This is a genomic window from Alteromonas infernus (assembly GCF_902705815.1).
The window spans coordinates 1-12487 of the sequence record NZ_CACSIG010000048.1 but is presented as its reverse complement, the minus strand read 5'-3'; the positions used below and the strand labels follow the sequence as shown (position 1 = coordinate 12487).

11 protein-coding genes and 1 tRNA gene are annotated in these 12487 nt (G+C 43.9%); 6 read left to right on the top strand and 6 right to left on the bottom strand.

The window, feature by feature from the left end; all coding sequences use genetic code 11:
* The first annotated feature begins 91 nt into the window (after nucleotides 1–91).
* Genes ACX5J7_RS12030 through ACX5J7_RS12020 form a run of 3 tightly spaced genes read left to right on the top strand, consistent with a single transcriptional unit; the run spans nucleotide 92 to nucleotide 3377 of the window.
* Nucleotides 92–1336, top strand: coding sequence for a hypothetical protein (locus tag ACX5J7_RS12030; RefSeq protein WP_498707281.1), 1245 nt, complete (start codon nucleotides 92–94; stop codon nucleotides 1334–1336).
* A 9-nt stretch (nucleotides 1337–1345) separates the two neighbouring features.
* Nucleotides 1346–1789 carry a type 2 periplasmic-binding domain-containing protein gene (locus tag ACX5J7_RS12025; RefSeq protein ID WP_015066712.1) on the top strand — a complete coding sequence of 148 codons (444 nt, stop codon included), beginning with the start codon at nucleotides 1346–1348 and terminating at the stop codon, nucleotides 1787–1789.
* Entirely contained in the window at nucleotides 1782–3377 is a 1596-nt protein-coding gene (locus tag ACX5J7_RS12020) for a sensor domain-containing diguanylate cyclase (RefSeq protein ID WP_348681787.1), read from the top strand. Before ACX5J7_RS12025 ends, ACX5J7_RS12020 begins: the two co-directional genes overlap by 8 nt.
* 151 nt (nucleotides 3378–3528) lie before the next feature.
* Here the strand turns inward: ACX5J7_RS12020 and ACX5J7_RS12015 are convergent, their stop codons facing one another.
* Together ACX5J7_RS12015 and ACX5J7_RS12010 are read right to left on the bottom strand one after the other, a co-directional pair.
* A complete protein-coding gene (locus ACX5J7_RS12015) occupies nucleotides 3529–4095 on the bottom strand; it encodes a cytochrome b (protein ID WP_498707280.1) in 567 nt (188 codons plus the stop codon).
* 353 nt (nucleotides 4096–4448) lie between these two features.
* Nucleotides 4449–4697, bottom strand: coding sequence for an SDR family NAD(P)-dependent oxidoreductase (locus ACX5J7_RS12010; RefSeq protein WP_483379845.1), 249 nt, complete (start codon nucleotides 4695–4697; stop codon nucleotides 4449–4451).
* Between the two features lie 415 nt (nucleotides 4698–5112).
* On the opposite strand from ACX5J7_RS12010, the gene asd reads away from it, so the two are divergent.
* Nucleotides 5113–6237, top strand: coding sequence for an aspartate-semialdehyde dehydrogenase (gene asd, locus ACX5J7_RS12005; RefSeq protein ID WP_020743195.1), 1125 nt, complete (start codon nucleotides 5113–5115; stop codon nucleotides 6235–6237).
* Nucleotides 6238–6344: 107 nt separating this feature from the next.
* Here asd and ACX5J7_RS12000 read toward each other — a convergent pair whose 3' ends face one another.
* Entirely contained in the window at nucleotides 6345–7475 is a 1131-nt protein-coding gene (locus tag ACX5J7_RS12000; protein WP_498707279.1) for an OprO/OprP family phosphate-selective porin, read from the bottom strand.
* Between the two features lie 203 nt (nucleotides 7476–7678).
* Entirely contained in the window at nucleotides 7679–8698 is a 1020-nt protein-coding gene (locus ACX5J7_RS11995; protein WP_498707278.1) for a 2-dehydropantoate 2-reductase, read from the bottom strand.
* 362 nt (nucleotides 8699–9060) lie between these two features.
* On the opposite strand from ACX5J7_RS11995, the gene ACX5J7_RS11990 reads away from it, so the two are divergent.
* Nucleotides 9061–10203: a patatin-like phospholipase family protein gene (locus tag ACX5J7_RS11990; protein ID WP_278385234.1), complete on the top strand. Its 1143-nt coding sequence runs from the start codon at nucleotides 9061–9063 to the stop codon at nucleotides 10201–10203.
* A gap of 191 nt (nucleotides 10204–10394) precedes the next feature.
* Nucleotides 10395–10829, top strand: coding sequence for a hypothetical protein (locus tag ACX5J7_RS11985; protein WP_015066702.1), 435 nt, complete (start codon nucleotides 10395–10397; stop codon nucleotides 10827–10829).
* Between the two features lie 112 nt (nucleotides 10830–10941).
* Here ACX5J7_RS11985 and ACX5J7_RS11980 read toward each other — a convergent pair.
* A tRNA-Ser gene (locus ACX5J7_RS11980) sits at nucleotides 10942–11032 on the bottom strand.
* Between the two features lie 121 nt (nucleotides 11033–11153).
* The gene (gene nadA / locus ACX5J7_RS11975; RefSeq protein WP_015066697.1) at nucleotides 11154–12209 is read right to left on the bottom strand and encodes a quinolinate synthase NadA; all 1056 of its coding nucleotides are present in this window, start codon (nucleotides 12207–12209) and stop codon (nucleotides 11154–11156) included.
* Nucleotides 12210–12487: the final 278 nt, after the last annotated feature.

Here is a 12487-nt window from a genome sequence, read left to right as displayed (position 1 = left end):
GCGTTTCTTTACTATGCTTGAAATAGCTAAAATTCTTACAACGATGAAATTGTTAGCGATAGTAGAAACAACCATCAAACTGGGAAAAAAGATGATAAATAAGCCGTTCACTTTCATTGCGGCCGCAGTAAGTATACTCGTTGCGCAATGCGTTTCAGCAGATCAAGAAAAGCTGAAAGTTAGCGGGTTTGGTACCCTAGCATCTGCCACTGCCGATACCCGAATTTACCAGTTTCGCAACGACCGTTCACAAGCAGAATATGCAAAAAAAGACGGCTTTGCGTTTAAACCACTAAGTTTAATCGGCGTACAGCTCGATTACAGCGTTTCAGATGACCTAGATTTCGTAGGGCAATTTGTTTATCGAGAGCAAGATGAGCAGAACATAGACTCTATCACCCAAATGGCTTTTTTACGCTACGACATTACTCCATCCTGGCAGGTAAGAGCGGGAAGGCTAGCAGCAGATATCTTCCATTTCAGTGACACCAGAGACGTTTCCATTGCCTACCCTTGGGTAAAAGTCCCGACTGAAGTTTACGGTATTGTTCCAGCGCGAAGTTTTGATGGGGCTGATATAAGCTATTTAAGGCGTTATCGCGATTTTAATCTCTCGGTAAAAGGTTTTTGGGGCGAAGGAGAAAGCGACTTTTCTAGCAATACCTTTGAGCCTATTACTTTTGAGAACCTGCGCTCTCTTGGGATTGAGTTAACGGCGTTTGATTGGAGTGTCGCGTTAAAACACACGCGAACTGAAGCTGAAAGTGACAATTTTGACACCGTCTTTGTGGCAGAAAACGTAGCCCAATTGCAGCCGTTTTGGAGTGGCGCTGTCGATTTTTCAAATTCACTAAAATTGCGCAACGCTACTATTCAATATACCTCACTTTATGCCAATCGCTATTTGGGTGACTGGGAGGTGTCTGGCGAGCTGTCTCATATTGACTCGCAGTCTGTAGCGCTAAGACCCTCTTTTAATGGCTTTCTAAATGTTAGTTATCTTTATGGTGCGCACACCTTTTACGGCCTCTTTTCATTCGCAAAAACAGACACCTATTTCCTAAGCGAAGAGCAGCCTAATTTCCCTATCATCCCCGCTACTGCTGAACTAGCCATATTTGTTGAAGAGGTGGCAAGCTCACTGGCTCACAATCAACAAACCATATCGGTTGGCTGGCGCTGGGACTTACGCGAGAATTTAGCGTTCAAAGCCCAAGTCGAACGAACGGATATAGATGCACGGGGGACGGGTCTTAGAGCCAGAAATGGACTCATTGTTGATGATGAAGAAGGCGTAGCGCACACCCTCTTCCTTGCTTTAAGCTTTAGCTTTTAAGGGGGCATCATGAAATTTTTTAGCCGCTCCCCCTTGATCGTTACAGTAGTGCTTTTATTTACTAGCTTTTCTTGTGCAGCACAGGTATCAGACACAATTGTGGTTGTTACTAATCAAAAGAATGACGTGCAGATATTAGATAAGAAAGGCTTAATTGACCTTTTTATGGGCAAGTATTCAGCGTTTCCTAACGGGAAGCAAGCAACCCCCATTGATGTTGAATTAGATGCAAAGCTAAAAGCTCAATTTTACCAAGCATTAGTTGGGTTACCGCTGGCCCGTGTTAACGCCTATTGGTCTAGATTAAAGTTTTCCGGGCGAGTGAAACCTCCTGCAGTTGAACAGACACTAGATGATGTTAGACAGCGTCTTGAAGCTGATGAGTCGGCCCTAGCCTATGTTTATGAGTCGTCTGTTACCGACAAAATGAAGGTAGTATATCGTTTTGATTAATGTTCAGGGTTTAGGCTTTCGTTTCGCACTTTTTTTGGTGATTGCTGCGATGCTAGTGGTGCTGACCACCGCAGAGTTTTTTTATCGCGCCACCTACAAACATGAAATTAGTGAAGCGAACCAAGATATCGAAGAGCTTTACCGAACTGTTGGTGCAACCGCATCGATAGCGGCTTTCTTAGAAGATGAAGACCTGGCTAAAGAGGCGATTAATGGTTTAGTTAAGAGTGATAAAATTTTAGCGGCGTCTATTAAAAGTGACGCCCTTTATTATCAATTCAATGTAACAGAGGCAATTAACTTAAATTCTGAGCCTCGGGTATTTTTAGTACGGCATCCGTTTATACCTGAAGAAACATTAGCGGAAGTAAACATATACCCAAACTTTGATCATATTATCCGCCAAGCTGAGACAATCAGTACCGACAATAGCTATTCGCTATACGTGGAAGCACTTGTCGTAGGTATTGTTGCGTTAATTATCGCCTACTATATCATAATTTTACCTATGCTCCGCGTTAGCCGCTCCTTGCACGAAATTACCCCCGGCACAACACAGCGCATTGCTGTGCCAGATTATCACGCCCGCAGTGAGATAGGCGTATTAGTCGATGATACCAACCAGCTATTAAGCAAAGTGGAGGAGCAGTTCTCTCAAGAGCGGCAGCTAAGAGAAGAAATCGAATTTTTGGAAAAGCGGTTTAGGATGCTTTTCGAAAATGCCAAAACTGCAACCGTTTTAATGACGGAAAACGGGGTTATCGAGCTTAGAAACCAGGCATTCAATGACTTGGTAGAAAAGGTTGGCCTTGGAATTAAGCAAGGCTATGGCGAACTACTCGAAGAGTTATTTGAAAACGCAACGTTGATGAAAGCCTCACTCAAAGAGGCCTTTGCACGAAATGAATTCGCTACCGGCGAGTATAAACTCGTATCTGCGGTTAGCGATAACGTCACGTGGGTGCAATTAATCGCAAGCCCGCTGCTGACCGACGAAGGCGAGCGTTACTACCAGCTTACGTTAAATGACATTTCAAGCCGAAAACAAGAGCTTCAAAAGCTAGCGCTGCAAGCGGACTTCGATGCTTTAACTGGCATTTATAACCGAAATGGTGGTGAAAAGCTTATTGCTAAGTTGATGAGAAAAGAGCATCACTTTGCGTTAGCGCTTATAGACTTAAACGGGTTCAAAGCGGTTAATGACATTTACGGCCACGACGCAGGCGATGAAGTACTTATTTTCGTTGCTGAACAGTTGAAAGAAAATATACGCAAAAATGACGTAGCAATACGATGGGGTGGCGATGAGTTTGTTCTGTTACTTCAAGCGGAAGATGAGACGTCAGTGCAAAAAGTCATAGAAAAGGTGAACAACGGGGTAAAGCAGCCCTTCTACTTTAATAATGATACCAAGCCTACCGTAATTTCTATGAGCGTGGGCGTTGCTTTCTACCCGCAAACAAGTAGTAACACCCATGCGCTCATAAAACTGGCGGATATTGCTATGTATAAAGCGAAACAAAATAAGATAGCGGCTCCAGAGGACTACCTTATCTTTGCTCATTCAGAAAAACCAAAAGCCGAGTAGATTCAACTCGGCTCTCAGTATTAGCGCATACATAAATGTGCATTAATGCTTTGGGATTTTAGGTTATTGAGTGCTTGGCGTCTAATAGGCCACAGCTGTTCCATCGTCTTGATGCTACAAAGCTTCAACCCAAGTTACACCAACATAGCGCCTACTCGCTAATCGTTTTACCTAACATACGTTTAAGCGTACCATCTTTATCAACAAGATGGTGCTTTAATGCGCCAGCGATGTGTAGCAATAAAGCGACAATCACGGTATAACCTAAGTAAAAGTGGATAGCTGCGCCCGCTTTTGAAAGCTCATAATTTATGGGTAGTGTTTTTTCTGGGTCATCAACACTAAAGTTAGGAGCAAATACCTCTACACCGAAAACAGATAAACCATGACCACCCAATACAGAAGCCATTAGCCCCGAAATTGGCATTAGAAGCGTTAATAAAATCAGTACCCAGTGCACGACGGTAGCAAGCTTGTGCTCTAAGGGTTTGTAGTTCGCCACAGCGGATGGCCAGCCGTTTTTCATACGCCAAACCACGCGGGCTAACGCTACGAACAACAATAAGAAGCCTATGGCTTTATGCCAAGGATAAAGCGTGTATACACCGTTTTCCGCCATATAAATGCCCGTTGCGAGCATTCCAATAATGGTTAGTCCAACTAACCAATGTAAAAATACAGTTGTGGTAGCAAGTTTCGTGTGACTATCGTACTGCATGCTTTCCTCACTTTAACAATATTTGTTAAGAACTACGTTTTCCGTAAAGCGTATCTCAACAAGTGCTGATTCCCCCACACATTGTGAGGGAAACGGTAAAAGTTAAAAAGCAATTTTTAGGCCGTTTATATAATAAAGTTCGCAAATACTAGAAATGAGACGGCTATCCAACGTTTTATTCTTTTCTATCAAAAATAGAATTGATGAGAGCCGATATTAATGCGCAGAAATGATCGCCTCCATCTCTTCGATAAGCTTAGTTACGTGTGCGGGGTCATTCGCGAAGAGACTGTAACTGAGCAAAAGTATTGTGATCGTTATCAAAATATTCACCAGAAACTTCAGCAAAGCGTTCAGAATAAATGTTTATATTTTGCTTTCACCTCAACAGCAAGTTGCTTTACGTCATCAAACAATGAAAGGTCTGCTTGAACAGCGGCAAATGTACTTCCTGGGTATTGGGCTTCTAGCGCGCCTTTAATGTTGTCTAGCTTCGCTTTACTCCTGCCGTGAATAATAATGTTGTGACCTTCTTTACCCAACATCTTCACGGTTTCTAACCCTATTCCATCTGTCGCGCCCGTTATTAATACTGTTTTCATTGTCTTTTCTCTATCGCTTATACTGTGTTCGAAACATGGCATGTTGCTCATATACATCAACAGCCTTTTCGTTAGGTTACCAATCAAGCTTCCCTGCGATAATAGTGAATTTAGTTAAAGCAGCTTCAATCAAATCTATATAATACTTACTTTCAATTGCACCGTTTTCAACATGCTTATATCGCCAACAGATTATTTATAAAAAACCATCTAGCCAGCGCGATAAATAACACTTAGACTGCGGGGACAAAAATAAAAACGACAGGTATTACGCCCTCTATTGGTAGCGGCGTTCGCCATTGTTTGGGTGCTGAGCAATTAAAAGTCATTACCATGCTTAAACTGGTGAAGCTGGCTTAATAAGCACGCAAACAATGAGGTACTTTTCAATTTAGTAACAAGGGTTCTCAATTTAATGTCACAACAAAAAGTAGGTTTAGTGGGCTGGCGCGGTATGGTTGGCTCAGTATTAATGCAGCGCATGCAAGAAGAGCAAGATTTCGCGCACATTGAGCCCACCTTTTTCACTACCTCTCAAAAGGGTATTGCAGCACCAAATTTTGCTGGCAAAGATGCAGGTGTTTTAGAAGATGCGCATGATATCGAGGCGCTCTCTAAACAAGATATTATTATTACTTGCCAAGGCGGCGACTATACCAAAGCGGTTTACGACGACTTGCGGGCATCAGGCTGGAAGGGCTACTGGATTGACGCTGCATCAGCACTACGCATGAAAGACGATGCAGTCATTGTACTAGACCCAGTGAACCGCAAAGAAATTGATAGTGGCATTGAAAAGGGCATTCGCACTTATGTAGGCGGTAACTGTACCGTGTCACTTATGCTATTGGCACTAGGCGGCTTATTCGAGCAAGACTTGGTTGAGTGGGCATCGCCAATGACCTACCAAGCGGCGTCGGGCTCTGGTGCTAAACACATGCGTGAATTAATTAGTCAAATGGGGGCCATTCACGCTAATGTAAAAGACAAAGTGGAAGATCCGGCTACCGCTATATTGGATATCGATCAACAAGTATCTGAATTTATTCGAAGCGCAGAATACCCAAGCGAGCAGTTCGGTGTACCACTTGCCGGAAGCTTAATTCCGTATATCGATTCTCAGCTTCCTTCAGGCCAAAGCCGTGAAGAATGGAAAGCCCAAGCAGAAGCCAATAAAATTTTAGGTATCCAAGGCAGTGAAGTACCTATTGATGGTATTTGCGTGCGTGTAGGTGCTATGCGCTGTCACAGCCAGGCAATTACGCTTAAGCTAAAGAAAGACTTACCCGTTAGCGAGATTGAAAGCATTCTTGCAAAGCACAACGATTGGGTAAAAGTTATTCCTGATGACCGTGATGCTACCATGCGGGAACTTACGCCAGCGAAAGTTACCGGTACCCTGTCTATTCCAGTAGGCCGTATTCGTAAGCTCAACATGGGGCCAGAATATATTTCTGCGTTCACCGTGGGCGACCAGCTGTTATGGGGCGCTGCAGAGCCACTTCGCAGAATGCTGCGTATTGTCCTTGAGCAAAACTAAAACTTAATTTTACTCAGTAAAACCTAAAACGCCTTACCATTAACTGGTAAGGCGTTTTTTATAAGAAGTAGTGTGCGTATTAAAAGACGACAACGGGAAATTATAAGCTAAAAGCTCACATCCCACTGCAGTGAATAGATTGTGCTATCGCCGACTTCATTGTCGAACTGATCGAGAGAGATTCTGCTTACCTGCGCAGTAAGTTTGTTGTCGTGACCTTTAAAAAACCAATTAAAGGCCAATGATTTTTCGTAAAATTCTTCGTCTTTCTCACTAGTATTAGGTGAATAGGTAGCATAGCGCACAGCAATTTCTAAAGGCTTGGGCCACCACTTTAATGACTCATTTAAAAAGTAGCCTGCTTGAATATAGTATCCACGCAACGTTGTTTCGATATTATCATTAGCCACATCAACAATGTTTTTCTCGTGGTATTCCGCTTGGGCACTAAAGCCTTTGTAAAAGTAAGCGCCGTCAATCACAAATTGTCGAATATCGTACTGCCCTTCAACCTCACCTTCATCAAAGTTGGTCAAATTACCTGCTCCAGATGAAGAGAAACGCGTGAATTGACTTTTAAACTCAGCCCCTGCGATAGCTATCGCGGCTTTCGGAGTAGATGAACGTGCAATGTCACTATTCTTAAAACCGACTTCTTTACCTAAAAAATTCCACTGCAGACGACCCGAATACATGGCCTCACCATCATGATTACTATAGTCACCACGACCTGAACCATTAAACATACCTGCCCAGTAATTGAAATTAGCAGCACCACCGTTATCGATATGACCGTAAATAGAAGCGCCCATTTGTCTGTCTAGCGTGAATATCCTATTGATTATCGAGCGGTCCATCATTTGTTGACCTCCGCTACTTACGCTTCGTTCTCTTGAGTATTCGACTTTCCATTGACCAAGCTTTGCGCTTAGCGAGTCATACTTTTCAAACGCCACAGTGGCATTCAATGTTCTTTGATCGGCGGCGTCATATTCGATACTGTAAGTGAACCAAGGTTTGCCGATATGGCCGTCTACCTTAATACGCGCTCGGTTAACACCGAATTGATTTCCACCAACGTGGTCGAAATCACTGGGCTGCGTAGGTTGACCAGCCCCTGGATTGGCGTAGCGAAACTGGATACGCCCGCGAACGCGTAAAGAAAACTGCTGGTTGTCACTTTTATAGCTAAGGCCATTGCCTGTATACGCCGAAGGTACAACATCTGAGATTGCCAACTCTTCAGAGGCTACACCTTTAATCGGTAGACACCACGTGAAGAAAAGCCCTAAAAAAAGAGATAATGAAAATTGAGATTTGAAACGCAAAACATACTGAGAATACGGAAATTTGCGCGCAGGATATAGATTTTAGTATAAGATTCAAGAGCGCTGACACAAAAATGACATAAAAATGTAATATTTAATGTTGAACCGCTAGTTTATTGGCCTAAAAGCGCGTTAGCCGCTAAGTGGGGGCTTCCCGATTTGGCGTGCTCTGACTGTTTTACCAAAGATACTATATGGCGATTAACAGGAGTAGGAATCTTAGTTTTCTCCCCTAGCCTCACAATTTCACCATTCAGATAATCCACTTCAGTTCGTCTTCCTAGCAGTAAATCCTCATACATGGATGAGCGAGCTTCGGGGTCTATCTTGAGCGTCGATGCCGCTACAATGTTGAATAGAAAATTGGGCAGTTTCATGATTGTCGGCATTAGTTGAGGGATGACCTTTCCGGTTCTTGCAGGGGTAATGCCTTCAGCGTTAAGTACCTCTAACGCTTCACTTAGTACCTGTGCCATAACCCGCCGGTATTGCCTGTCGCCTAATTGTTTTTTCAAGGGGACGCCCGATAAGGCATTCACCGCGTTATTCAAATTCATAATAAACTTGCCATATTGCACGGCGACAATATCCTCATAAACCGTTACCGGCAACGATGCGTTTTCTAAACCACTAATTAGCGGTTTGCACAGCCCTTGCGGATCTTCGAGTGCCAAGTTTCCTTCCGTACCGCAATGAAAGTGCCCCTGCCCTTTGTAGAACACATTGAAAGGAACCATGCCTGCAATAACCTCCTGCGATAGATACTTTCGAAGCCGGCTTGGGTTAGAAACTCCGTTTTGCAAGCTAATAACAATCGCACTTGGTTTGGCCCACTGCTTGATCATTTTTGCAGCATGGGCGGTATCTTGGCTTTTTACGCACAGTAAAATGTAGTCAGCGTCTTCTAGGCTTTTATTATCCAAAGCGAAAGTGACGTGTTCAGGGTTTACAATTTGCTTGCGCCCTTGCCAGTCAGTCACTTTAATTCCGTTCTTGGCAATATCTTGCTGTAACCGTTCACGCCCGATAAGCGTTATGCTATTGACGTAACTAGGTACAGCGCCCGACGACAGCAGGCATCCAGCAACATAACAGCCAATACTGCCTGCCCCTAACACAGTTACCTTTGTCATCTTCACTTCCTATAGTCGTCTTTTGTCGAAATAATACGCGCTTTACTGAACCCGCTATGCCTAAGTGCATTTCACTAAGTGCTAATACCTGGATGACACTCGCATCTCATCGAGCTTTTGATAAATTTAGATCACGCTTATGGGATTAGCATGTTGTCTTAGGCCCTCGCGCTAGCTATCACGTAACGTAGCGCGAAGCTGATCGTAATGTAAACAAAAAAGCCACAAATAAATAACAAAAACGCATTCAAATCAGTTATTTCCTATCACACCGATTCGTTCTTTCAATTTTAATAGTCAGGTTGATCTCTCTACAATTAGACCAAGTAGTCAATTAACATATGGTCGAATAGAGGCTTACCATGTTGTGTCAACAACCTGCATCTGAATCTACCTATACTCGTAACGCTCAAGACACTGTAAGTGGCAAAGTTGCCCTGGTAGCGGAAGGTGGCGGCCAACGGGGAATTTTTACGGCAGGGGTACTTGATGCATGGCTAGACGCTGGCCACGACCCTTTCGATATTTTAATTGGCACGTCGGCAGGCTCGCAAAACTTAACAAGCTTTGTAGCCCGTCAGAAGGGCTATGCCAAGCGACTTATTCGAGGATTAACGCGACACAAGCGGTTTTTCCAGATGGGACGCGGCTTAGTGGGCAAGCACATTGTCGATTTAGACTGGTACTTTCAAAAAACCCAAGAAGCGAATCGTTTGCTTGACCTAGATACGGCAAAAAGTAATGTGGCCAACAGAGAAATTCTGTTTACAGCAACTAATGCGCGAGATAGAAAAGCCTACTTTTTGAACCCGATGAAAAGTCAAAATAACTGGGTTGACCTAATCAAAGCGTCAAGTGCTTTACCATTACTTTATAAGCAAGGCGTACCGCTGCATACCGAAATCGAAGCGAAGAAAGCAGCTAACACCGATTTTTACTTAGACGGCGGCCTAGCTGCACCTTTGCCAGTTACCGAAGCCTACCAACGAGGGGCGACTAAAATTGTCGTGATTCGTACGGTAGATGAAGGGTTTCAAGCACAGTCGCCATGGCTACAAAAAATAAGCGCGGTTATGTGCGCAACGGGGACATGCCCGAAGACCATTGATTACCTTCTGCAGCATGAGCACGCCTATCAAAAAGAGTTGGCGTTTATTGAAAATCCACCTGAGGGTGTAGAAGTCATTCAAATTTTTGCACCTAAGAAACTGCAAAGCAAACTTCTTGGCAGCAGTGATGCACAGCTTCGCCACGACTATAAACTTGGCCAGTACGCCGGTGCGGCTTTCTTAGAAGCAGAGGGTAAGGCACAAACGCATTACGAAAGCGTAGCGGCATTTACAAAAGCAAAACTAGCAAAAGAAGCAAACGAGGACAGTATTCGTATTGCAGCAAGGCTTAACAATACGCTAAGTGAAAACGCTCAGGCGAAGCGCTCTGCTTTCACACTGCCCCTACCTGCTCAGGCAAAGGCAGACAAAAACGAAAGCAGAATGTCTGCCTAGCACAATAGCTACCCGCTAAATGTAAGTAGAGTGCTGTAAAAATACAACAAGCACTTAATGGCTATCAAGCGTTAAACCATTAAGTGCCGAAAACGTAATGTATTGATAGTTAAAGCAAAAAAATCAGCCACCTTGACAGCAAATAGAAAAGTATTTATAAAACGCCTTTTCACTATTTCATCAAGTAAAAAATGTCAGAATTATCAACACCTGTAAAACAAACTGAAGCGCACAAACTTATTGAAGGTCTATTGAAATCTAGCGATCCAACTGCTGAGCTAGATAAGATTTCACAAGAGTACAACATTGCGAATTGGGGCCAATCGAACGCGGTTTCAGCAGACCTTTATGACGCAGTACGTGACCTACTTGGCAAAGGCGTAGTAACAGGCAACGACCTTGTTGCAGGTAAAGACACGATGGACCCGATTGTTCATAAGGTACAAGCGGAAACAGAAACGCTTATCGCTAACCCTAGCGAAGCAGACGCTGACCGTGTTCAAACCTTCGTACTTGGTTTCTTACGTACTTTCGTAAGCCAACTACTTCACCCAGGTACAAAGAAAGCGATTTACGCGAAAAAGCTTCCTGACCTAATCAAAGTCCATCAGCAAGTTGCGAAGTAACTTATTTACAGCGCTATTATTACCAAAAGAAACTCACTTCACGTGAGTTTCTTTTTTTTTTGCCCTGCGAAGCTGGCACAAAAAAACCGGCGTAAAGCCGGTTCTTTGCATTTGGCGGAGAGAGAGGGATTCGAACCCTCGATACGCTATAAACGTATACACACTTTCCAGGCGTGCGCCTTCAGCCACTCAGCCATCTCTCCAAATTTTGTATCAAGAAGATTTCAACTACGAAAATCCTTGAGCGCGCGTATAGTAGGTAAAGCCGCGCGCTTAATCAAGAACTTGCTGGAAATTATTCAACAAGTGCTTATAAAACGTGCGCTAAAGGCCGCCTTTTGCTTTTAACTCGGCCGAGAAGTTAAGCATGCGATCAAGGGGAATCAATGCACCTTTACGCAACGCATCATCGACGAATATTTCATGGCCATCACTTTCGCCCGTTAAAGACGCCTTAATCGCTTCTAAGCCGTTCATTGCCATCCAAGGACAGTGAGCACAGCTTTTACACGTAGCGCCGTTACCACCCGTTGGAGCCTCTATAAACGTCTTCTCTGGGGTCAGTTGTTGCATCTTATAAAAGATGCCCTTGTCGGTGGCAACAATAAAGGTATCGTTATCCATGGTTTGCGACGCTTTAATCAACTGACTGGTCGAGCCAACCGCATCGGCCATATCTACCACGCTGGCTGGTGATTCTGGGTGAACCAGTACGGCCGCGTTTGGATACAAGGCTTTCATATCAGCAAGCTTCTGCGCAGAGAACTCATCGTGAACGATACACTCGCCCTGCCACATTAACATGTCGGCACCGGTTTGTTTTGCAATGTACGAGCCTAGGTGTCTGTCAGGACCCCAAATGATCTTCTTGCCCTGGCTGTCTAAGTGCTCAACAATTTCCAAGGCTATGCTTGACGTTACTACCCAATCAGCGCGCGCTTTTACCGCCGCCGACGTATTCGCGTAAACCACAACAGTGTGATCAGGGTGTTGATCACAGAACTCACTGAACTCTTTTACCGGGCAACCAATATCAAGGGAACAGGTCGCTTCAAGTGTAGGCATTAGCACGGTTTTTTCAGGGCTAAGAATTTTTGCTGTTTCGCCCATAAAGCGAACGCCAGCAACAATTAATGTTTGCTCTTCTACATCTCTACCAAAGCGGGCCATTTCCAACGAGTCAGCTACGCAGCCGCCAGTCTCTTCAGCGAGTGCTTGAATTTCATGATCGGTGTAATAGTGCGCCACAAGCACAGCGTTACGGGCCTTTAGCAAGGCTTTAATCTCTGCCTTTAACTCAGCTTTGCGTGCTTCTGATAATGGCTGTGGTTTTGCTGGGAACGGGTACTCTACCTGATCCACTCGAAATGCTACTGACATTAACCTACATCTCTGTTGCGACAAGGGTGCGGATTATACCCAACTGTCATAAAAATTACACACTACCTAATCAACATTAGCGTAATTAAATAGTCATATTTGTGCTTACCTGTTCTACTACATGGGGTTGCGTAAACCAGATCAAAGACCAATGAGATGAATTGCAGTACTTAATTAGAAAGCTTTAAAGATAGAAAAGAAACTGATAAGTGATGTGTTATAAGTGCGGCTCTTCATCATTAACGGGGGACATCCGCATTCATTAAACTGATTTTGCG